A 22,883-nucleotide genomic window follows, 5' to 3' on the forward strand; every position below is an offset into this window, starting at 1 on the left:
TTGATTGTTACTTGGCCGCGCCAGGCACAGCCTTTACAATCGCCTGCCCTTCCCATGCCTCGAAAGCCATGGACAGGTGCCATGCCTTGAACCCGATGTAGCCGACCAGAAGGACCAGTATCATCAGATACATTGCCCTTCGGAATCGTGGATTTTCTTCAACTTGGTGCATCTTCTGCATTCCACAGTAGATACAACGTGAGCATTCGAATCTGGGCGTCGCTCAGACGTCCTTCCCACGCAGGCATCACACCTTGCCGACCGTGATAAATGCTATGGTAAATCTCATCCCGGTCGCCTCCATAGATCCAGCGTTCATCACCCAGATCGGGCGCGCCGATTTCATAGCCCCCGCGCCCGTCACCGCCATGACAGGCCGCGCAGTTTTCTTCGAAGATCAATCTACCGGCGCCAGCCGCCGTCGCATCATGCTGCTTTCCAGAGAGGGCCAAGACAAATTCTGTAACCTCTTCAACCTGCTGCTTTTCGATCATGCCGTCTGCGCCAAACGCCAGCATCTGTGCAATCCGTGTATCGTCATGCTGCGCATTGATTCCATAGCGTATGGTTGCCTCAACCTCTTCCGGTGCGCCTGACCACAGCCAATGTCCGTCTACCAGATTGGGAAAACCAGGCTGCCCTTTCAGATCATTCCGGTGACAAGCGGCACAATTGTCAGCGTAAAGCTTGGAAATCGACGCGCTATACCTTGCCTCCAGTGTTGGGTCTGCGGCCAGTTCTTCGAGATCCTGTGACGCAAAAGGCGCAAATGTCATTTCACGATCAGCATTCGCTTGCTGAAGTTCTGCAACAACCTCTGATCGGGATGAATACCCCAACAGCCCTTTTGCATAGTCGCGCGCACCTGGGAAGGATGGGTAGAACACCCAAAACAGTGCTGCGATGATGATACTGATCCACAAAGCCCATCGGGCCGCCCAGGGAACAGGTGTGTCCAACTCTTTGATACCGTCCCACTCGTGGCCGGTCAGATCAGTACCGGAAATCGGATCCTTTTCCTTTAGCGCCACGGCTGATCCTCCTGATGGTCCAGCGGAGATTGCGCAGCGTCATCGTAGACTTTTCGCCGTGAGGGCCAGTAGGTCCAGACAACTGCGGCAAGAAAGACGACCAGCAGGTAGATTGCACCCCAGGTCTTGGAGAAAACGAGAACCGTATCATGTGTCATCGTTGAACCTCCTCAAGGTTTAACGAATCCAGATCGGCCAATGTGCCAAGAACCTGCAGATAGGCCACAAGGGCATCCATTTCCGTCAACTCACTCGGGTGCCCGTCGTAATCCCTGACCTGAACGTTTTCACCGTAACTTTCTTGCAGTTCACCTTCATAATATTGCTCGGCATCTGCTTGCCATGCAGCATCCTTTTCCGCATTTTCGATCTGAGCATCTGTGTAAGGCACCCCGGCGCGGCTAATGGCTCTTAAAGAGGCGGGCAGGTGGCCTGTTTCCAGCCGCGCGTCAGACAAAAACGCATAACCAGGCATGATCGAGCCTTCCACCAGCTCTCGCGGCGCTTCCAGATGCGCCACATGCCATGCGTCAGAGTATTTACCGCCAACTCGCGCCAAGTCCGGCCCTGTACGTTTCGAGCCCCATTGGAACGGGTGGTCATACATGCTTTCGGCGGCCAGGCTGTAGTGCCCATAGCGTTCGATGTCCGACCGTAGGGTGCGGATCATTTGACTGTGGCAGGCATAGCAGCCCTCGCGCACATAGATATCGCGCCCGGCCAGTTCCAGCGGTGTGTAGGGCCGCATACCGTCGACTTCTTCCACCGTGTTTTCGATGGTGAACAAAGGGGCGATTTCAACAATGCCACCGATTGATGCAACCAGCAGGATGGCCATGGCAAAGCCAAGTGAGTGGCGTTCGAGCTTTTGGTGTTGTGTACTCATGGGCTGCTACTCCGCCGGCTGGACCAAAGGTCCGGATTGCCTGGTCTCGGCTTGCCGCGGCCCACTGACCGTCATGTAGATGTTGTATGCACCGATGCACGCTCCGATTAGATACAGCAGCCCCCCGATCGCACGGGCGACATAGTAAGGATGCATCGCGATCACACTGTCGAGGAAGGAATAAAGAAACGCACCATCCGCATCATAGGTCTGCCACATCAGCGATTGTGTGATGCCACTGTTCCACATTGCGCCGACGTAAATCAGTGTCCCGCTCAGGGCGAGCCAGAAGTGCCAGGCCTCCAGCCGCAAGGAATACACGCCGTCCCGCTTCCATATCCAGGGCACCAGTTTGTACATGGCACCAAAGGTGATGAAGGCGACCCAGCCCAACGCGCCGGCATGTACGTGGCCGACGGTCCAATCCGTGTAGTGGCTCAGCGAATTGACCGGACGGATCGCCATGAACGACCCTTCGAATGTCGACAGTCCGTAGAACAGAATCGCGACCATCATAAACCGGACCGCCGGATCCGTCCGGACCTTATCCCAAGCCCCGTTGATCGTAAGGATTCCGTTGAACACAGAGGCCCAGCTGGGGACCAGCAGGATGATCGACATGGTCATGCCAAGGTACTGAACCCAGTCCGGTAATGCCGTGTAGTGAAGGTGATGTGAACCAGCCCAAAGATACAGGAAGGTGATCCCCCAGAAGCCAACAATTGACATTCGGTAAGAGTAGATTGGCCGGTTCACAGCTTTGGGCAAGAAGTAATACAGCATCCCTAGGAACCCGGCGGTCAGCAGGAAGCCAACAGCATTGTGCCCATACCACCATTGCGTCATTGCATCCTGTGTGCCGGAAAATAGCGAGTAGCTTTTGGGATAGGCAATGGAAACCGGAACCGAGAGGTTGTTCACCGTATGCAGCAACGCGATGACAACGATGAAGGCCATGTAGTACCAGTTAGCCACATAGATATGCGGTTCTGCCCGGCGAGAGAGCGTCTTTAGGTACAGACCAAGATAACCAACCCAGACGATCAGCAAAACCAGATCCATATACCATTCCGGTTCGGCATATTCCTTGGATTGGGTGATCCCCAAGGGGTAGCCGGTCGCAGCAAGGACCATGAACAGATTGTACCCCCAGAACACCATCCAGGGCAGCGATTCACTGGCCAATCTGGCGCGCGAGGTACGTTGGACCACATAAAACGACGTCGCGATTAACGCGTTGCCGCCAAAACCAAAAATCACGGCAGATGTATGAACCGGGCGCAAACGGCCGAAGTTCGACCAGAACATATCGCCGTTCAGTGCTGGAAACGCCAACTGCCAGGCGAGGATATCGCCAACCGTGAACCCAATGATTGCCCAAATCAGCGCGGCGATGACACCAAACCGAATGACCTTGTCATTGTATTCTAAAGGGATGTCCTTTGGGGCCTCGCTCAAACGGTTGATCATCCACATCAACCCCCAACCAGCGGCTATTGCGATCAACCAACCATGCAGCACGTAGGCGGTAGGAACCCCCCAGCCAAGTATGGCTACGCCACCGACAAAGATCAAAGCAAGGGCACACAGGACGGCAGCATCCTCAAGAAAACTCTCACGCTGCATCGGGCGCCTCCTGCCGGTGGAAGCGTACTTCAAACTCGACTTCGCCAATCGGATTCACCGAATGAGTTTCCTGTGGTGCGAACACAGCAGTATCCCCTGCGCCCAGAAGTAGGTCATCCTTGTCATCCCGGCATAGTAGAAGCTGCCCATGTTGCACAGCCAATTGACCCCAGACACCCGCTTTGGTGCTGTGATCTTTGCGCAGCTTTTCTGGCAATGTCTCATGCGTGAACCGCGAGGTCGCATAGTGCACCACGCCTTTTGGAAGCGCTTCGGTCATTTATGCATCTCCATGAAAAAGCTCGGCATAAGCATGCCAGGTCGCGTACCCGAGCAATGGGAACACCACGACCAAACCCAGTAGCCCGGACAGTATTCCAACCAAAGTCAAAAGAGTGATGATGGCTCCCCAGCACAAGCAAAGCTTGAAGTTGTGAGTGGTGGCGTTAAAGCTGAGCCCCATAGCCGAGAAGCCATCGATCTGGCGGTCGATCAGCATTGGCAATGAAAACGCTGACACCGCAAACCCTAATGCCGCAAACAGCCCGCCAACGAATGATCCTGCGATCAACAGCGCCCATCCTGATGACGTAGTAATCAGCAAAAGCAGCGTATCTGCGAAGCTAGAGAATGGGCGCAGCCCGTAGACTATGGCGAACATAACTGTGGCCGCGCGAATCCAGATTAGGGCAAAAACCATCAGTATGACGCCCACCAACGTAATCTGACCCGTGGCCGCTCTGAGCCCTGTTTTACCGCTTGCTACAGAATAAAGACCAATCGTTGCAAGTGGTCCGACCAAAACGCCGCCAGCTAGCAAAGGCAACAAAACCCAACCAAGATCGTTGAGCATCAGGGCCGCAACGCAAATCCACCCCAGAACTACGAGTGAACCACCGTAAAGCAAGGAATATCCCGGGTTGCGTTTCACGTCGCCCCAGCCCGCCTGCAGCCAACGTTTGACAACGCGTGCCGGAGGATCAGAAATGACCTGAGCTTTGGTATAGACAGAGACCGTCATGACAACACCGGCGGAGCGTCAGCCTCTCGACAAAAGTTCTCAATTCCGAATGACAAGCCCTTACCGATCCTCCTGGCCAAATGTGAGAACGCTTCGGCGGTTGCAGGTTTAAGGGCTTTTTTTGCGGTGTCTTCGAACAGGTCGAGCCACAGGCGAAAATGTTCTGGCAGGATTTCAGAGTTCGCCAGGTGAACCTGCATCGGGTTACCCGAATAGCCTGTCTCTCGTAGAATGGCGCCGCGCCAAAAGGCTGCGATCTTTTCTTCGTGTTCCGGCCAATCTTCGATTGCCCTGTCAAATACCGGCCCCAGATCAGGATGCACTCTGATGCGCGCATAGAACCGGTTGACCAAAGTCGCGATTTCATCCGCTGTGATGTCAAACATATGTGGCCGAATTGGCATGGTACGAGTCATCGGATCTACCTTAACGATACGCCTCACTATCTGCGCACGATAATAGGTATTGTCAATACCTATTATCGTGTGAATGGTACGACCTACATCAAGGGGAAAGGCGCGTGGGTCTATCTTTACCCAGCCGTCGACAACCACGGCAAAACGCTCGACGGAATAGAAGTGGTTCACATAATCCGCAAAGGACAAATCACGCCCGGTGTCTGTCCGTTTCGGCAATTTAAGGAGCTGTCGGCTTAGTCCGCCGGTGCAAAGATATCACTGTGGCAAGTTAAAACTTCGCAACAGATCCCGTCCGGTTTATTGCACCGATGATAACCTGATTTGCCGACGGAAGCCGGCAGGTGAGAGGCCAATTTCCCTCTTGAAAACGCGTGCAAAAGCAGAATCCGATGCGTATCCAGCGCGTTCTGCCGCATCCGAAACAGAACTTGATGGGTCAGTAAGACAGCGTTTGGCGATCTCCAGCCGCCAAGCTGTTACGTATTGCATTGGCGACATCGCCATCTTTTTCTGAAACTGAACGGCAAAGTTTGTTCGTGACATGCCTGCAATGCGCGCCATTGTTTCTATCGTCCAGGATGCGCTTGGATCCTTGTGAAACGCGTCAAGAGCCCGAGCCAGATGGTGATCAGAGAATCCGTTCAAGCCCCACCTCGAGGATTCGTCACTTTCCACAAACGAACGTATGGCCTGCGCAAGTATGGCTTCTGACATCTTCAAAGCAATGAGATCGCCACCGAGGCGAAGACCCCCGGCCTCATCTCCGATCATGCGCAGTGTCGCCTCCATCCATTTTCCAGCGGATTCCCCGTAATTCCTGAGGTGAATGATCGGTGGAAGGCGTTCCAACAGTATATGTTTTGCATGAGGGTCGAATGAAAAATGGCCGCAGATAAGTTGCGTGTCACGTTCATCGCCGTCGCCGCCGTAAACCAGAACCCCAGTCCCAGTGTATCCCGACCGTTCGATGACCGTGTCCAGCGGCAAAACTGCATCTCTCGTTTCAGCCGCGCAGTACAACTTGTGTGACGCGCCATGCGGAACAATCAACAGATCGCCCTGCTCCAGCCCCACCACTTTTTCATATCCTTCAACTTCGATCAGGCAATTGCCCCTATGAGCAAAATGAAATCGGGCGACGTTATTGAACTTGGGAACTTCAATCCCCCAAGGGGTGGTCAACGAAGTTCGAAAATAGAGCGCGCCTTGAACAGACAGTTTCGTAAGGATATCGCTAAGCAAATCAAGCATGCATTTTCATGGCAGTATTTGGCGTTTTTGTACAGTAGCTTGAACGATCTGCACAGAAAATCGAACGTTCCCGCATATATCTCACTTCCCGGTTCGGATTACTCCTATTGCCATCGTAACACTCAGTGGAGTCTCCAAAATGAAGAAACTGATTTCCGCATTTGCTGTGGCACTTGCCATGACTGGCGCTCAAGCCTCTGCGCAGGACGTCGCCGAGATGAGCGATCTCGAATACGCTCACATTGCCTATACGGCCGATAACGTCGACATTCGGTATGCCTATCTGGCGCTGGCTTTGTCGTCGAACCCCGACATCCATGAATTCGCAAACACGATGATCCGCGACCATACTGCCGTGAACGAAGCGGCCTTGGGCCTGCTCGAAAAACTGGGCGCGTCAGCGCAGGACAATGCGTTCAGCCAAACGCTGAATGCCAATGCCGAAGAGATCATCGATGGCTTCGTCAAGCTGCGTGGAGCAGAGTTTGATGCCGCTTATGCAGCCAATGAATTGGCCTATCACCAGGCGGTGAATGATCTGGTGGAGAACACAATGATCCCCAATATCGACAATGCCGAGGTGAAGGCTCTGTTCGAGCAGGGACTTGAGATCTTTAAAGCCCATGAAGGCCACGCCGAAATGATGGTCGAGGCACTGCAGTGATGGGAAAAGCCCATTCACGCCGTCGCGTAATGGTTGGAGCGGTCGCATCGGCGGCCGTTCTCGCTTTAACCCGAACGCGGGCCCTGGCGGCAGAACCAGTAGTCCACGAAGTCAGCATCAAAGCATTCGCATTCACGCCAAAGCTTCTGAACGTGTCTGTTGGTGATACCATTCAATGGACCAATGAAGATCTGGCGCCACATACGGCCACGGCAGATGAGTTCGGATGGGACACTGGGGAGATCCCAAACGGTGTCAGCGCCAAAGTTGAGGTTACTAAAGGTATGGAAACAAAATATTTCTGTGCGTTTCATCCACATATGAAGGGAACAATAGTGATCATGTGATTTGACTCATTGGATCGACTGAACGAAAGCGGACTATGATGCAGGGCGCAGCATATGGAGCTTTGGGCTTCGCGCCTTCCAGCTTCTGTTGGGGCACACAAAGATGGACAGCACGGTCAGGTATCTTGGTGTTGAACTTGAAGATGCCCTGGCTATTGCTGAAGCCATTGAAATACAATATCTCTGGGCCGCTCTCGCAGGCAGCCCGATGCGGACCGTCATCGCAACTTCAAGTGCTGCGATGCAGTGTTCTCAAAATCCGGCGATGGTCACGAGCAATATGCGACTTCACTGCACGGAAGTGAATGAGTGCTTTTATTGGCATATTCTTTCGACAGAAACTCGGGTGACTCGAAGAAAGTGGATTTCTGTCTGGCAAACACTGTTTTGTGTTCTGACACCCTATCCACTAGGGATGGTGTTGCATTTAGCAGGAAGCGAGCCGACCTATGCATAACATCATTGCACGAAGAAACTTCGCCGTTGCGGTAGCCGAAGAGGCGGGCGCGCTTGCACTAGAGTATTTTGCTTCCAGAGACACCTTGGTCATTGATCAAAAAGGCGCACAAGACTGGGTCAGCGAGGCGGATCGCAACGTCGAAACCTTCATTCGTCAAAAGATTATGAACTCTTTTCCCGATGATGGGATTTATGGCGAAGAACACGCCGAAAAAGCTGGCTCCAGCGGTTTTGACTGGGTGATCGATCCGATTGATGGGACAACGAACTTCGTCAATGGCATTCCGGCCTGGACGATTGTCTTAGCGGGCGTCTCAGACAGTCAGACGCAGGTCGGCGTAATTTTCGAGCCAAACGTTGGTGAAACTTACGTGGCGGTCCGAGGCGAAGGTGCCACTTTGAATGGACACGCCATGCAGGTTGCCTCAAGCGTGGAACTTGCAAGTGGGACCGTCTCAATTGGCTATTCGAACCGGGTCGAAGCATCAAAGGTCATTCCGGTGATTGCGGCCCTTATCGAACGTGGCGCTCTCTATCATCGCAATGCAAGCGGTGCGCTTTCGCTGGCCTATGTCGCGGCGGGACGTCTATTGGGGTACATTGAAGAGCACATGAACGCCTGGGATTGCCTCGCCGGTCAGTTGATGATTGCCGAAGCAGGTGGCGAGATCGAGGATCAAGACGCCGACGGGATGATCCGGGACGGTGGTCGCGTGATCGCTGGTACACCGGCCGTGTTCGAGACCTTGAAAATGATCTGCGACGACGCTTGGAACGAATGACGTCGTTCAGGCAATCGGGCTCGACCCAAATTCAGGTTGAAGAGTATTAATATCCGCACGCCTGAAGTGGCCCAGACCAGGTTGAACAATCCGACGATCGATTTTCTGCCCTGCAAGATGGCATCAAAGCAGTGTTCCGACCGCGCCGTGGGTTAAAATGGCCAAGTCTCTTCTGTCGTGGTTTTTGACGATTGACAGGACTGTTCGAACGATACGCAGTTGCGCGGCATGGGCTGTTTCCCAACTGCAGAAGCTGGACTTGGGTGCCTTGAAGAAAGTGTCAGCGGCGGACCTCGAATATCGAGGGAAGAAGGGATCCGGTAGTGCTTCGGTCGTTCTCACTCAATCCAGGCTCGGAATTCGCGACCAGCCCCAAAGGCTTTGCAAGGATAGCGTCTGTTTCGGACGCTTTTCGCTCGGTACTGGACCAGATATCTGTCGCGCTAGACATGGCCTTACTTTGTGAAAATGTGTCGGCTCGGGCGCGGCCAATTTCACTCAAACCCCATTCGGTGACCGGTGTCTCTGGCTCAAGGACGACCTCCGGTTGAGAGACGGCTAAAAGTTTACCCACGTCACCCTTCCGGCAACAGAACGGGGCCACGTTCGGCAAAAGACATTTTGACTTCCGAGCCGATTTCCAGTGGCTCGTCCACGTCGTCCTGCACAGCAAATACCTGCCCGAAGGCACCGGCCAGAGTGTACTCCATCCGCACGCCAACATAGGTCGCCTTGGCAACTTTGGCCGGGATGCCGATATCAGATCCAATCAATATCCGTGACGGGCGCACGGCCAGCGTTGCGGGACCAGGCGTTAGGCCACGAGAGGGGAGCGTGTGTTGATAGCCCTCGATTTCGATCGTGGCTAAATCGCCTTTAACGGAAAGAATAGTGCAACTGATCAGGTTAGCCTCACCAATGAAATCGGCCACGAACCGGTCAACCGGCGCATCATATAGTTTACGCGGCGTGCCGATCTGTGCGATGGCAGCGTTGCGCATGACGACAATCTCATCTGAAACGGCAAGGGCTTCTTCCTGATCGTGAGTCACATAGACGACGGTCAAACCGAGATCTTGCTGAATGGCGCGGATATCTTCGCGCACCTGGCGGCGCAGTTTTGCATCGAGGTTTGAGAGAGGTTCGTCAAAGAGCAAAACCTGCGGTTCCAAAACCAATGCACGAGCGACGGCAACGCGCTGTTGCTGCCCCCCGGAGAGTTCACTTGGCAAACGGTTGTCGAAGCCCTTCAGGCCAACCAAGTCTAACCCATGCAGCGCGCGCGATCGGGACTCGCGCTTGTCAAAGCCGGAAAAGGTCAACCCATACATGACGTTCTCTAGCACGCTCATATGCGGAAAAAGCGCGTAGGATTGGAATACCATCGACACGTCACGGTCGGTAGCGGGTAATTTGGTCACGTCTCGGTCGCCGATCAGAATTCGACCCGTGGTCGCCATTTCCAGTCCTGCGATCATGCGCAACGTCGTCGTTTTACCGCAGCCCGAGGGGCCTAATAGCGTCACCAACTTGCCCGCTTGGACGTGCAGATCGATGCTGTCGACGGCCACCACATCCTTGCCGAACACTTTCGAAACACCGTCGAAACGAACAGGCGCGGCCTTACTTGCTATAGTCGTTTCGGTCATGTCGTTTTCTCTGTCCCGAGTTGTGTACGTCGCCCGATCTGAACACGGCCCACGAGGATTTGTAACATCCCGACTGCCGCCAACATCACGAAGATCAGCGTTGTGGAATATGCGATTGCAAGACCGTAATCGTTGTTTTCGACCCGACCGATAATGTAGCTGGTAGCCATGTCATACTCTGCTGAAACAAGGAATATCACCGCCGAAATCGCCGTCATGGCCCGGACAAAACTGTAAACCAGCGCAGCTAGGATAGCGGGCCGTAAAAGAGGAAGAATTACCCGCCTGAAAGTCTGCCAGGAATTTGCACCGAGCGTCAGCGAAGACTCGTCAAGCGACTTGTCTAATTGTGACATAGACGCAATACCCGCGCGAACCCCAACCGGCATATTGCGGAAGATAAAGCTGACCACAAGGATAACGCCCGTGCCAGTGATCTCGATCGGCGGCACGTTGAATGCCAGGATATAGCTGACGCCAATAACCGTGCCGGGAATAGCGAAAGAGAGCATCGTGCCAAACTCAAACGCATTCTTTCCCGCAAAACTTTGCCGTGTCAGCAGATAGGCAGTGACCAACCCCACGGCGGCCGTCAACGGTGCGGCAATGGCAGCAATGGTGATTGTGGTCCAGAAACTGTCCCAGGCGGCTCCGGTCCAGCGAATACCTTCTTCTTCGAAGCGAACCGAAAAGGCTGTGACGTAGTGCTTGAACGTCAGCGAGTTATCGACGCCCCACAGTTCGACGATACTTCCATAGATGATCATCCCGTAAACCACGGCAGTGAAAACTGCCCAGGCAATTGCAATGCCCAGAACCGGTATGGCAAGGCCGCGCGGCATCAAGGGGTGCACACCCGCGTCGCCCTTGCCGGAAACGGTGGTATAACTCTTTTTCCCCAGCCACGCGCGTTGCGCATAGAAGGCGGAAAGTGTGAAGAACAAGAGCACCATGGCCAGAACAGCAGCGCGGCCCTGATCGTATTGCGCTCCGACGATGGCGAAGAAAATCTCGGTCGACAGCACATCAAAATTCCCGCCCAAAACAAGCGGGTTGCCAAAATCGGCCATGGATTCGATGAACCCAAGCAGGAAGGCATTGGCCAGGCCGGGGCGCATCAGAGGCAGGGACACGGTTTTGAATGTTTGCCAACGATTGGCTCGAAGGGTTTGGGCGGCCTCTTCCATCGAAGGTGACACCCCTTCGACCACCCCGATCAAAACCAGAAAGGCGATCGGCGTAAATGCCAGAGTCTGAGCGATCAGCACCCCGGGCATGCCATAAAGCCAGCGCGTAGGCTGCACACCAAAGATCTCAGCAACAAATTTGGTGACCGAACCGGAAAGCCCAAACAGCAGGATCAGTGCAAGACCAATCACGAAGGGCGGTGTGATAATCGGCAAAACTGTCAGCGCGCGCATCCCGCGTTTAAAACGAAAACCTGACCGTGTGACGACAAGTGCAAAACATAGTCCAAGTGCCGTCGTGATGAAGCCCACAAGAACTGCAAGAAACAGAGAGTTCCACGCGGCGCCGCATTTGGCACCGGCAAAACAGCCCAAACCCCAAAGTCGGTCATCAAAGAATTTCGAGGCAAAAACCGAAACTGAATAGGCACCATCTTCGGTAACGAAGGCGGCAAACAACATCTTCGCAATTGGAAAGAAGACGAAAATTGTAACAATGGTGATTACGCCGCCAATTGCACTGACGACGAAAACGTCGCCGTTGATGGCACCGCGCGCCGCAATACCCTGAGTTAAAAGGAACAGGAAAGCTGTGGCGCAGATCATCGCGCCGTATCCCATGCCGAACTGGCGGATCTTCGGCTCTCCGAACAGCGCCTTCATCCAGTCGAAATTGAATCCGCGAATGCCAATTGAGAACCCTTGCGCAATCAGCCAGCCAAAACCCAAGGCACCAGCCAAAATCAGGATACGTGCGTATTGTGGATCGGACTTCGGTTTGCCGAGTATCAACAAAGGCAAGGTAAGCGGGACCAAAAGCGGCGTAAGCCACAGCTTTTCGCCCTGTCCGATCAGGAAAACGGCGGGCGCATAATCTTCATCGAACGGATATCCATCGACCAGCCATACGAATGACCAAATGCCATCCTCCACCATGAACCATGGCAGTAGGCAGAAACCTACCCACCCGGCAACAATCCAGAAGATCAGAACCGGGTGGTTCGTTTTTGGTGTGGTGTCAGTCACTTACTGTGGCAGTACTGAGACCTCTTCGTCCCATTTCTGCAAGAGACGCTTGCGTTCGTCAGACGAGCCGTACTTTTTGAAGTCATAGTCAATAAGCTTGATCTGGCTCATGTCAGGTGCGCTTTCAGAGGTCTCCGAATTTTTGTTGGACGGAACCTGGAAGGCGTTAACCTCAAGCGCAAGGTTCTGGGCCTCGGGGCTGAGCGCCCAGTCATAGAACTTTTTGGCTTCTTCTTCATTTCGAGCGCCGTCAATGATCGACATCGAACCGATCTCATAGCCTGTGCCTTCGCATGGGGCCACGACCTTGACTGGAAAACCTGATACGGCCTGCTTGACCGCATCATGCATGAAGACGATGCCGATGGTGTTCTCACCCCGGCCGGCGGCCTTGATTGGGGCAGAACCCGACTTGGTGTATTGGTTGATGTTCGAATGTAGGCCCTTCATGAACTCAAAGCCGTCGTCTTCGCCAAATATCTGAACCATCGAGGCAAGCGTCGTATAAGCGGTGCCCGAGGAATTCGGGTTTGCCATTTGCACGTGCCCTTTATACTCGGGCTTCAGCAAGTCTTTCCAACATGCGGGCTCGGGCAAGCTGTTCGCGGCCAAGAGGTCGGAGTTATAACCGTAGCCGAGTGCGCCTGAATAAATTCCGATGGTCTTGTTTCCTGCACTTTCAGCCTGCGAGATCGCCCAGTCGTGAAGCTGGTCACGCATCGGCGACACGTACTCCATCGTCAAGCCTTCTTCGGCGGCTTGCAAATGGGGATCACCGGTACCGCCCCACCATACATCGCCTTTAGGGTTAGAACTTTCCGCGCGAATTTGTGCAAACGTCTCGCCCGAGGACTTGCGGGTCATATTGACGTCTATACCGGTGGCATCCTCGAAACTGCGCGCCATGAGTTGACACCAATCTTCCTGTGCCGAGCAGTAAAACGTCAGCTTCTCAGCTTGGGCCGCAGTTAGCGAAGCCGCAAATGCTATCAGCGATCCCGCCAGCGTCGTTGTCAGATTTTTCAATTTCTTTCCTCCCCTATGTGTCGTGCCGAAATTTTCAGCGCGATACTCGTCAATTCGTCGCTAGTGGCGGTCGCTCTAAGTCGCTAGTTGATCTAATTGCGTTGGCCAGATCAACACCCGACCAGCCTCCCAATGACAGAAGCAATCTCAACACTGTACTGCTGGTTCTGCAAGAAAATTCAACGAGCATTGGTTTTTGCACCGTTGGGTATTGAACCGCCAAGCCTGTTTACAGCACCAAGTTTGAGTATCGGGAGCGTATTTTGATGCCGCATTGTTTAGGCAGCCCTTTGCTGAGGCGGCCGCTTCCTCCAGCGTAGAGCAAGCATCGTATTTCGAACTTAAGATCTGCTTTTCGTCTGCAAACTAGGTCTCTGTGCGAGTGCTGCGAACTTCTGCTTTCCTGAAGGTTTTTCGATGCGGGCCGAGGTACAGCTTTGCCTTCGCCGCAACTGATGAAAAATGCTCGAAGCGCAGCTCAGGCTGAACAGCAAATACGCATAGCGTCGAGAATCGCGGCGTGCATATTGCGGCCTGCGATCGCGTCACCAATTCGGGCCAGATAGAACTGGCCATCCGGCTCGTCTTCCCTGAACGGGAATGAACCATTGATCAGCGCCTTGTGATCAACCTGCCCAAGGTTTCGCGAACTTGGCTTTAGATCGTGATAGAGCGCGTCCGTCGGGATTAGACCTTGCTCGACAACCACGTGGTCGACAAGACGCTTGGTGATATCACCGGTCAAGACATTGCGCAGGCTGGCGCACACCCGGTTTCCCTCTTGGCTTAGAGCACGGAGTTCGTGGAGGCAGGTAAAGGTCACCCCGTTGGCTGCCAGATCGCGCAAAGCAACGGCAGAGGTCGTTGGGCCAAGGTCATGCAGAATCGCCCGGTCGGGGGTCACAAGTTCGACGCTGTGGCCAGCGCCTGCCAACATGTCGGCAGTGACTGCCGCGGGATGGTCTCCAATCTCGTCGAACAATAGAACTTCGCCCGAGACACGCGCTTCTCCTGACAGAACCTCCCAACTGGAGAGCGCCAGATCGCCGCCCGGAATGGATACTGGCTCGGGCCATCCTCCGGTAGCAACAATGACTAATTCCGGGGCTTCTCTAAGCACGTCACCGGCCTCGACATAGGTATTCATGCGAAGATCAACACCAAGGGTGGTAACCTCGGAAATCAACCAATCGGCAACACCCCATATCTGCCTGCGTGTCCCGCCCTTGGCTGCCAAAACAAGCTGCCCCCCCAGCCGATCTGACGCCTCGAACAAAACCACATCGTGACCGCGCAAGGCACTGACCCGCGCTGCCTCCAGCCCGCCAGGTCCGCCGCCGACGACAACCACCTTCCTTCGGGTGCGGCTGGCAGGAATGACATGGGGTAAAGTTTGCTCCCGCCCGGTGGCGGCATTGTGTCCGCACACGGCGGGCTTGCCCTGATTGACCCGGTCCACGCAATACCCGAGGCCAACACAGGTACGGATACGATCCTCTTCCCCGCGTGCCAGTTTTGCCACCAAATAAGGATCAGCCATTTGGGCGCGCGTCATGCCGACCAGATCGACATGGCCGCCTGTGACCGCGTGGCGAGCCGTTGCAATGTCTGCGATGCCGCCTGCATGCAGAATCGGCAGGTTGACGGCTTCGCGGATGCGTCCGGCCACAGTAATATGCGGAGCGGCTGGCAGACCCATAGGACGCACCCATTCAGCAAGGCCAAGGTCATCGTAGGGCGCCCCGACCAGGATGTTGAGCAGGTCGACATGGCCACTATCTTCCAGCATCCGGGCGGCGGCAATGCAGTCCTCGGCGCTCAGCCCGCCCTCAATCAACTCATCGCCGGTGATGCGCATGGACAGTATGAACTTCGGACCGACCTCTGCGCGCACCGCATCCAATACCTGCAGGGTCAGGCGCATGCGGTTCTTCAACGTTCCACCAAAGGCATCGTCGCGTTGGTTGGTGAGCGGAGACAGAAACTGGCCCAGCAAATGCGAGTGGGACAGAAGCTCGATCCCATCGAACCCGCCCTGCTGACAACGTCGCGCCGCAGCGGCATAATCGCCGATCACTCGTTCAATGTCCTCTTGTTCCATTGCTTTGGGAAAGGCGCGGTGTGCGCGTTCGCGAACGCCGGACGGGGCAATAACCGGTAACCAATGCCCATCATCCCAAGCAGTGCGGCGTCCCATATGAGTGATTTGACACATGATAGCGGCCCCATGCAGGTGCACACCATCCGTGAGCTTCCGAAACCAGGGAACGATACTGTCGTCGCCGGCATAAAGCTGGCCGAATACCGAGGGGCTGTCGGCAGCGATATTCGTCGATCCTCCGATCATTGTCAGGGCGACGCCACCCTTGGCCTTTTCTTCGTGATACAGCCTGTAACGGTCTCGCGGATGACCATCTTCGACGTAATTGGGCGCGTGAGAGGTGCTGACGATACGGTTGCGCAGCGTCAGGTGCTTGAGCTGAAACGGATCAAGTAGTTTCGCCATGGCCAACTCCCTTCGGTAACGACACCGGTCTAAAAACTGCTCCGGGTCGGGCCCGTTTGACAGCTTCTGTGACTGACAACGTTCGCTGTCAAAGGTATGCTACTTGGGAAATACGGGGAGAGAGTTCACTTTTTCCGACACTGATCCACAAAATGACGACCACACCAAGAAATGTGGAACGCCACTGACCTTTGACTCAATTGACAGCCAAAACCTCAATGAGTCGGAGGATCACGTCATTCAATTCTAACCTAAACATTGGGCATTTCTGACCCAGAAAGTATACGGTTAGAGTCTCAAATGAGCCCTAGCCATGGGGTCCAATCCTATTGAGACATGGCGTTAAGGATGAAAAGGGTAATACTCAAGGAGTTTCATGAACGCGTTGCTTAGCCGCCGAACCCCGCCGCCTCGGGAAGCCACGTGGATAAAGATGGGAATGCAAAGACGAGGATCAGGCCCAGCAGCATTAGCGCTGCATATGGCAAGGCGCCGCGAATGACCTCGTACAAAGGGGCTTTGGCAATGCCCTTGATGACGAAGAGATTCATCCCCACGGGAGGTGTGATCAGCGCAAGTTCGAGGTTGATCATTAGAAGGATGCCGTACCAAATTGGATCGATCCCCAATGCCAGCATGACAGGAAAAACGATTGGCGTCGTGATCAGGATGATCGAGATGGTCTCCAAAAACATGCCCAGCACCAGAATGAGTAGCATGACGGCTACGACAAACATGGCGGGGCTGAGGCCCATTGCCGTCACTTGTTCGACGATCTCTATGGGCAGGCGAATAATGGTTACGGCGTGACCAAACAGCGCCGCAGCAGCCAGGATCATGAACAGCATCGCCGTTGTGCCTACAGTCTCAAACGCAGTCACCCAAAGGTCGTTCAGACCGAAATTGCGGTAAACAACTACGCTGATGAACAGCGCGTAAAGGCAGCCAATAGAAGCTGCTTCAGTGGCAGTAAATACTCCGAGGTAGATCCCGCCCAAAACCACCGGTGGCATCAACAAGGCCCAGATCGACTGTCTCATACGTGACCAAATAACGCCCATACCTGCAAATGGTTGAGAGACAACTGTGCCCCAAACCCAGCGCTGACCATCGCCCAAACCGCGAATATGACAGCCGTCATGATACCCGGCACCAACCCGGCTAGGAAAAGAGCTCCGATCGAGGCCTCGGTTACAATGGCATAGAGAATAAGAGGCCCAGAGGGACGAATTAGAATCCCGAGCGTACCGCCCGCTGCAATCACACCGTAGGAATAGCTGGGGCTGTAGTTGAAGCGCTTCATCTGCGGGATAGCGGTCGAGCCAATAGTTAAGTGCTGTGGCTACAGACGAACCGGAAATGGCTGCGAATAGGTGCAGGAGAGGATCGTGGCGACCCCAAGTCCACAACGCAAATGGCCGACCATTGCATTTGCTGCATCGTAAAGGTCCTTAATTTGCCCAATAGCAGCCATTGATCGTGTATGCAGAGAACGTCAGCAATGAACCCATTTTGTGAGTCCGGTTTTCATGCTGCGTGCGCTCGCGGCGTGGGAAATGCTGCGGTAGCGTAAAGTATGGTGCTGTCGGGCAGCGGGAAAAGCCGCCATTCATGCAGAGTGCAGCAAGGATCAGGGACTGAATTTACGCACTGCGGACAAAGCGGACTTCTGCCGATAGGTTACTATCGTCTTCTGATCACATACCGGTATCATCAAGCCCGGCAAAAGGTCTGATCTGTCCGGAGGAGCAGACGCTCGCTTAAATGCCGCGAATATTGGCATCGGACCCAGGTGAAATCAAAGTGCAACCGTGCATAACACCGCGCAGTTCGGCGAGGCCGCGCATTCTGCCTATGAGCGGGTAGCCGGGCTGGGAAGGACGAGTGAGATCGTTCAGCAAAGCGTGGCCATGGTCCGGGCGCATGGGAATCTCATAATCTGATCGCCCCTGATTGCGGCGCCGCGTTTCTTCGACCATCAAGGCGCGAATTGTTGCAACCATATCTGTGTCTCCTGCCAAATGTTCAGACTCGGAAAAACTATGGCGATTGCGGTCGCTTGAACCGTCCCGCACGGTATTGCGAAGATGTACAAAGTGGATCCGATGGCCGTGCTGAGCAATGAAGGATACTGGGTCGAAGTCTTCGGCAACCCCCAATGACCCGGTGCATAGCGTTGCTCCGTTTGCCGGGCTGTCAACGGCATCCAACACGGTCGCGTAATCACTTTGCGACGACATGACCCGTGGAAGCCCAAGCAGTGGAAAAGGTGGGTCATCTGGATGGCAACAGAGCCGGACGCCGAGGTCTTCGGCCGTTGGAACAACCTCGGAAAGGAAATCAACCAGGTTGGAGCGGAGGGTTTCGGGCGTCACGCCAACATATGCGTCGAGGTTTCGTTTCACGTCCTCAAGAGACCAATTGTCGTTCGCCCCCGGCAAACCAGCGACGATATTGTTCGACAGTTTCAGGCGATCTCCATCACCCAGATCTGCAAACCGGGCCCGTGCGGCTTCTATGATCACCGCTGAATAATCTTGCTCCGCGCGTTGCCTGCATAGGATGAAACAATCGAACATGACAAAATCCAAGAGATCAAACCGCATTGCGTGCCCACCATGTGGCAGCGGATGGCTCAGGTCTGTGCGCGTCCAATCCAGAACTGGCATGAAGTTGTAGCAGACTGTGTGAATGCCACATTCGGCCAAATTACGTAGGCTTTCCTTGTACATTTCAAGGTGTTGCCTTACCGGGCCGGTTTGCGATTTGATCGCTTCGGACACCGGAACGCTTTCAACAACGTCCCAGGTCAATCCAGATGGAACGCCTCCGGGCTGCTCAATCTGTTGCTGCCGCTCTTTGATGTGCTCGACTGACCAAACCTCTCCTGTTGGAACATGGTGCAAGGCTGAGACGATGCCGGTTGCACCGGTTTGCCTGATTTCGCCAATGGAGATCGCATCAGAAGGGCCAAACCAGCGCCAAGTCTGTTTCATGATCTTGCTACTCCTTGATCAAGAGGTATCACTAACCCATCTCATCCTTACCAAGATCTAAGTTAACCGGGACGAGTGCGCCTTTGTGACGGACGACATGGCCTGCCAGACGACACCCCTTGCGTATGCCTGTTGCCAAATCATCCTGCCTAACAACGCTTACCAAGACACCTGCATTGAAACTGTCCCCTGCCGCAGTGGTATCGACAATGCCCCTCGCTGGATCAACGCCTACCTCTCCACGTTGACCTGCTTTTTGAAAAACCACAGGCTGCGCGCTGTTCTTGACGACAATCTGATCGACACCAGCCTTTGCATACCGATCCAGCGTCGCAATTGAATCGCCGTCCCCGAACCATACGGCTTCGTCATCATAAGATGGCAGAACGATATCGGATTGCGCAGCAGCTTTCATAACTGTGTCTGTCATTTCCTGCGGCGTAGACCAAAGCTGTGGTCTTAGATTTGTATCAAAGGCAACAGTCGTTCCGGATGCACGTGCACGACGCAACGCATCGAACAGCATTTCGCGTGATTGTGGATCGAGAATAGCGAGGGTTATTCCAGAAAAGTAGATTAAGTCTGCGCCCTTAACTGCCCGCCCGAGTGCAATCTCGTCGACCGCAAGTTGCCTGGCGGCAGAGTCGCTGCGCCAGTATGAAAAACTGCGCTCACCATTGCTGAGATGGATGAGATATAGCCCAATCGTTTTGCCCGAAATGACTTGGACGTGCGTGTCGGATATCCTGCTGTCTTTCATGAACGCCCGCAGATCCTGCGAAATCGCATCATCTCCGACAGCCGTCAGATAGTTGACGTCGATATCTGCGGCGATTTGTGCAAGATACCATGCTGTATTGAAGGTATCGCCCGCAAAACCAAGCTTGAATTCACCAAACCGTTCAGATGGGGCAAGTTCTGCCATGCATTCGCCGATTGCCAGTACACGCATATCAGTTACAGAAAATCATCGCGGCGGGGCGTGAAACTGTCGACCAATGTCCCAGGTTCCAGGCATGTGCAGCCATGGGTTTGGCCGGGCGGGATGACAAAACTTTCACCGGGGCCAAACTCTTGTTCGTGCTCACCCAACGTAAACCGAAATCGACCGCTTTCGACATAGGTCGCCTGCACATGCGGATGGCTGTGTAGAGCACCAATCGCCCCGGTCGCGTAAAACCGGAAGGCAACAACCATGAGGTCAGGATGATCAGATAGCACCTGCCGCGTGACATGTTCACCTGTAGAGACGATCGGGAAATTGGGCACAGGTTCTCTCCTTGCTTGTTAGGAAAACAGCATGCCACCGTTGAGATCAATGTTTGCGCCCGTGATGAAGGCACTGTCCTCGCAGGCCAGAAATAAAACGAGATTTGCAGCGTCATCGACATGACCCTGACGCTTTAGCGGTGCGTTGGCTTCAAAGCCGCGTCGACCAGCATCAGGTGTATGAACATTGTGAAAATCGGTATCGATCATGCCAGGACAAAGTGCATTCACACGAATGTCTGGGCCGACCTCTTTTGCCAAACCGCGTGTCATGGTCATGACCGCGCCCTTGGCTGTGGCATAGGCGACGGCACCCGGTCCACCACCATCGCGCCCGGCCTGACTGGCGAGATTGACGATAGTTCCAGACGTCATCCTGGACAGGCAAGCCTGCGTCATCAGGAATGTGCTGGTCAGATTCAGGCTCATCACGGCGTCCCAATGTTCAACAGACATTTCCGCAATGGTTTTGCGGGCGATCAGACCGCCTGCATTATTGACCAGAATATCGACGCCGCCAAAGGTTTCGACCGTGCGATACACAAGCGCGTCAACATCCGCCTTCTTGTTCAGGTCGCCCTGCACGGCAATCGCCTTACCGCCGTTGGCTTCGATTGCGGCAACAGCTTCATCCGCGCCGTTTGAGCTGGAAAAATAGTTGATCGCAACATTTGCGCCTTCAGAGGCGAGTTTGATCGCAACCGCGCGGCCAATATCACGGCCTCCTCCGGTTACAATGGCGGTTTTACCTGCAAGTTTCATGTCGGTCCTTCCTATTACAAAGCGCCAGCTTCGCTTGTGTCACGGGTTTCAGTTGGCGGCCCTCTCAGAGCGCTCACAGCGCAAGTTGAGACGCCATTATCGGAACGCCCCCGGCATAACTGCCTTTGGGAGCCACAGAATGATTTCGGGGAATGCCGCCAACAGAATGAGGATGACCAGCATTGGGGCAAGGATAAGCACGACCTCACGCAGGACTTGCACAACATTCAGGCCGCCAATTGCCGCTGAGATCAGCAGGCACAAGCCGTAGGGCGGCGTCACCAGCCCGAAGGCAAGCGAAACGATACCGATGATGGCAAATGCGATTGGATCGACCCCACCCGCCTGTGCCACCGGCATCAGAACCGTGCCAAGAATGATGATTGTCGGGATTGCATCGATGAACAGGCCAAAGAGAAGAAACAGAAGGGCAATCAAGATAGCCGTTCCAAATGCCCCGAACTCCCAAGCAGTCAGAACGCTGACAATCAGGCGCGGCGCATCGTAGAACGACAGTAGCCATCCGAATGCCGAGGCGGTGCCGATCGCAAACAGAGAGATGGCTGCAAATCGTGCGGTGTCATAGAGGATCGTACCCAAATCTCTGACAGTGACCGTCCGATAGACAAACATACCCAAGATCAGCGCATAACCCGCCGCAATGATTGCACTTTCAGTTGGCGTGACAAGACCACCTACAATACCGCCAATCACAAAGACCGGTGTCAAAAGGGCCAGTGCGGCGCCTTTCCAAGCGGCCCAGAATTCACCCCAGTTCGGCGTCGCCGTCACCGGGTAATTGCGGGCTTTTGCGAAACCATAGACCGTAGCCATCAAGGCGAGGCCAATCATCAGGCCCGGAATCGCGCCGCCCAAAAACAATGCGCCGACAGAGACCTGCATGACACCGCCCCAAACGATCATCAAAATCGACGGCGGGATGATGACCCCCATCACCGAAGAGCAGGCCGTGATAGCAACGGCAAACCGCGTGTCGTACCCCTCTTTCTGCATGGCTGGGATCAGGATTTTTCCGATACCCGCCGCATCTGCTGTGGAAGATCCGGAGATACCAGCGAACAGCATCGACACAGCGACATTTACATGACCCAATCCGCCGGGCATCCAGCCGGTTAGCACACGGGCCAGTTCGATCAGCCGGTCGGTTACTTTGCCGGAATTCATCAGGTTGGCCGCCAGTAGAAAGAATGGAACGGCCAATAAGATGAAGGAGTTATAGGATTGGAACATCCGATCCAGCACGATGAACGGGGTCAGCCGCAGCTCAAGCAACACAACCGGGAGGGTCGCCAAACCCAATGCGAATGCCACTGGGATGCGGATGAAAATCAGCACCAGAAAGCCAGCAATAAGCATCGTGGCTGCAGTTGCAGTATCGAGGATCATGTCTGGCTGCTCTCTCGGTTTAGATATTTCGCGATGGTTTCGGACAACCGGTAGCCTGACAGGAGAAACCAAAACCCTCCAGCAATCGGGACCGATACGTGCGTGATCGCGAGGTTTGCACGCATCATTACAGATCGTTGGTTGCCCCCAAATTCGGTGTACTCGATGCCGTAAAATAGGAAGAAGCCCCCAAAAATCATGATGGCAACATGCACAACACCGTCTTGGAGGAGCCGCGGGAGTGAGCCAGTCGCATCCCGGGTGATCCGCACGTCAAAATGCGTGCCGTCCCAAACAGCGACAATAGACCCGATCATCACAATCCAGACGAACAGGAACGTCGCCAGTTCTTCGGTCCAAAGATAAGTTGGGATCAAACCGGTGTAGCGAGAGACAACTTGCATCGCGACCGGTATCGCCAATGCCCCCATCATCACGCCAAGCAATATACGAAGCCCAGTGCAGAACCTATCCAGATATTTTCCAAGCATGTTCCACCCTACATCGCAATGTGACGCGCCAAGCGCACCGGGATTTATGCCAACGGGCGAGTTTGATTACTTACTCGC

22 protein-coding genes and 2 pseudogenes are annotated in these 22,883 nt (G+C 54.4%); 4 read left to right on the plus strand and 20 right to left on the minus strand.

Features of this window, described 5'->3' with window-relative positions; all coding sequences use genetic code 11:
- Positions 1-158: 158 nt before the first annotated feature.
- The 8 genes from ccoP to AC2FH6_RS10180 all read right to left on the minus strand — a co-directional run bounded on the left by ccoP (position 159) and on the right by AC2FH6_RS10180 (position 6,234).
- On the minus strand, positions 159-1,031 hold the full coding sequence (gene ccoP, locus AC2FH6_RS10145; protein ID WP_496701353.1) for a cytochrome-c oxidase, cbb3-type subunit III: 873 nt from the start codon (positions 1,029-1,031) through the stop codon (positions 159-161).
- Entirely contained in the window at positions 1,022-1,189 is a 168-nt protein-coding gene (locus AC2FH6_RS10150) for a cbb3-type cytochrome c oxidase subunit 3 (protein WP_281973918.1), read from the minus strand. The genes ccoP and AC2FH6_RS10150 overlap by 10 nt, the downstream gene beginning before the upstream one ends.
- On the minus strand, positions 1,186-1,917 hold the full coding sequence (gene ccoO / locus AC2FH6_RS10155) for a cytochrome-c oxidase, cbb3-type subunit II (protein ID WP_496702368.1): 732 nt from the start codon (positions 1,915-1,917) through the stop codon (positions 1,186-1,188). The genes AC2FH6_RS10150 and ccoO overlap by 4 nt, the downstream gene beginning before the upstream one ends.
- Before the next feature lie 6 nt (positions 1,918-1,923).
- A complete protein-coding gene (gene ccoN / locus AC2FH6_RS10160) occupies positions 1,924-3,543 on the minus strand; it encodes a cytochrome-c oxidase, cbb3-type subunit I (RefSeq protein ID WP_496702370.1) in 1,620 nt (539 codons plus the stop codon).
- Positions 3,533-3,823 (minus strand): TehB family protein, encoded by a 291-nt coding sequence (locus AC2FH6_RS10165; RefSeq protein ID WP_496702372.1) that lies wholly within the window; start codon positions 3,821-3,823, stop codon positions 3,533-3,535. The genes ccoN and AC2FH6_RS10165 overlap by 11 nt, the downstream gene beginning before the upstream one ends.
- Positions 3,824-4,564 carry a DUF2189 domain-containing protein gene (locus AC2FH6_RS10170; protein ID WP_496702374.1) on the minus strand — a complete coding sequence of 247 codons (741 nt, stop codon included), beginning with the start codon at positions 4,562-4,564 and terminating at the stop codon, positions 3,824-3,826. It abuts the gene before it with no gap.
- Entirely contained in the window at positions 4,561-5,199 is a 639-nt protein-coding gene (locus tag AC2FH6_RS10175) for a group III truncated hemoglobin (protein WP_496702376.1), read from the minus strand. Before AC2FH6_RS10175 ends, AC2FH6_RS10170 begins: the two co-directional genes overlap by 4 nt.
- An 81-nt stretch (positions 5,200-5,280) precedes the next feature.
- Positions 5,281-6,234: an AraC family transcriptional regulator gene (locus AC2FH6_RS10180; protein ID WP_496702378.1), complete on the minus strand. Its 954-nt coding sequence runs from the start codon at positions 6,232-6,234 to the stop codon at positions 5,281-5,283.
- A 139-nt stretch (positions 6,235-6,373) separates the two neighbouring features.
- On the opposite strand from AC2FH6_RS10180, the gene AC2FH6_RS10185 reads away from it, so the two are divergent.
- The 4 genes and pseudogenes from AC2FH6_RS10185 (at position 6,374) to AC2FH6_RS10200 (ending at position 8,486) form a co-directional block, all read left to right on the plus strand.
- Positions 6,374-6,898, plus strand: coding sequence for a DUF4142 domain-containing protein (locus AC2FH6_RS10185; protein ID WP_496702380.1), 525 nt, complete (start codon positions 6,374-6,376; stop codon positions 6,896-6,898).
- Positions 6,898-7,245 carry a cupredoxin domain-containing protein gene (locus tag AC2FH6_RS10190; protein ID WP_496702382.1) on the plus strand — a complete coding sequence of 116 codons (348 nt, stop codon included), beginning with the start codon at positions 6,898-6,900 and terminating at the stop codon, positions 7,243-7,245. The genes AC2FH6_RS10185 and AC2FH6_RS10190 overlap by 1 nt, the downstream gene beginning before the upstream one ends.
- Positions 7,246-7,312: 67 nt before the next feature.
- Positions 7,313-7,420: pseudogene (locus tag AC2FH6_RS10195) on the plus strand (integrase); the annotation flags it as partial.
- A 274-nt stretch (positions 7,421-7,694) separates the two neighbouring features.
- A complete protein-coding gene (locus AC2FH6_RS10200) occupies positions 7,695-8,486 on the plus strand; it encodes an inositol monophosphatase family protein (RefSeq protein ID WP_496701367.1) in 792 nt (263 codons plus the stop codon).
- A gap of 575 nt (positions 8,487-9,061) precedes the next feature.
- Here the strand turns inward: AC2FH6_RS10200 and AC2FH6_RS10205 are convergent.
- From AC2FH6_RS10205 to AC2FH6_RS10260, 12 genes and pseudogenes are all read right to left on the minus strand, one after another.
- Positions 9,062-10,135 (minus strand): ABC transporter ATP-binding protein, encoded by a 1,074-nt coding sequence (locus AC2FH6_RS10205; RefSeq protein WP_496702384.1) that lies wholly within the window; start codon positions 10,133-10,135, stop codon positions 9,062-9,064.
- Positions 10,132-12,348 (minus strand): ABC transporter permease, encoded by a 2,217-nt coding sequence (locus tag AC2FH6_RS10210; protein WP_142637633.1) that lies wholly within the window; start codon positions 12,346-12,348, stop codon positions 10,132-10,134. The genes AC2FH6_RS10205 and AC2FH6_RS10210 overlap by 4 nt, the downstream gene beginning before the upstream one ends.
- Positions 12,349-13,374 carry an ABC transporter substrate-binding protein gene (locus AC2FH6_RS10215; protein ID WP_142637631.1) on the minus strand — a complete coding sequence of 342 codons (1,026 nt, stop codon included), beginning with the start codon at positions 13,372-13,374 and terminating at the stop codon, positions 12,349-12,351. It lies immediately after the preceding gene.
- Between the two features lie 478 nt (positions 13,375-13,852).
- Positions 13,853-15,880: an NADH:flavin oxidoreductase gene (locus tag AC2FH6_RS10220; protein ID WP_281995475.1), complete on the minus strand. Its 2,028-nt coding sequence runs from the start codon at positions 15,878-15,880 to the stop codon at positions 13,853-13,855.
- A 389-nt stretch (positions 15,881-16,269) separates the two neighbouring features.
- The gene (locus AC2FH6_RS10225; protein ID WP_496702387.1) at positions 16,270-16,920 is read right to left on the minus strand and encodes a TRAP transporter large permease subunit; all 651 of its coding nucleotides are present in this window, start codon (positions 16,918-16,920) and stop codon (positions 16,270-16,272) included.
- Positions 16,917-17,354: pseudogene (locus AC2FH6_RS10230) on the minus strand (TRAP transporter large permease subunit). Before AC2FH6_RS10230 ends, AC2FH6_RS10225 begins: the two are co-directional and overlap by 4 nt.
- Positions 17,355-17,640: 286 nt before the next feature.
- Entirely contained in the window at positions 17,641-18,876 is a 1,236-nt protein-coding gene (uxuA, locus tag AC2FH6_RS10235; protein WP_496702389.1) for a mannonate dehydratase, read from the minus strand.
- A 31-nt stretch (positions 18,877-18,907) separates the two neighbouring features.
- Complete coding sequence (locus AC2FH6_RS10240) at positions 18,908-19,828, minus strand: sugar kinase (RefSeq protein WP_496702391.1); 921 nt, start codon at positions 19,826-19,828, stop codon at positions 18,908-18,910.
- Positions 19,829-19,833: 5 nt separating this feature from the next.
- The gene (locus AC2FH6_RS10245) at positions 19,834-20,145 is read right to left on the minus strand and encodes a cupin domain-containing protein (RefSeq protein ID WP_281973965.1); all 312 of its coding nucleotides are present in this window, start codon (positions 20,143-20,145) and stop codon (positions 19,834-19,836) included.
- Positions 20,146-20,163: 18 nt separating this feature from the next.
- A complete protein-coding gene (locus AC2FH6_RS10250; protein ID WP_271952733.1) occupies positions 20,164-20,907 on the minus strand; it encodes an SDR family NAD(P)-dependent oxidoreductase in 744 nt (247 codons plus the stop codon).
- A 96-nt stretch (positions 20,908-21,003) separates the two neighbouring features.
- The gene (locus AC2FH6_RS10255; protein WP_271952730.1) at positions 21,004-22,314 is read right to left on the minus strand and encodes a TRAP transporter large permease; all 1,311 of its coding nucleotides are present in this window, start codon (positions 22,312-22,314) and stop codon (positions 21,004-21,006) included.
- Entirely contained in the window at positions 22,311-22,805 is a 495-nt protein-coding gene (locus AC2FH6_RS10260) for a TRAP transporter small permease (protein ID WP_496701377.1), read from the minus strand. The genes AC2FH6_RS10255 and AC2FH6_RS10260 overlap by 4 nt, the downstream gene beginning before the upstream one ends.
- Positions 22,806-22,883: the final 78 nt, after the last annotated feature.

Source organism: Ruegeria sp. CDSC045, assembly GCF_059610725.1.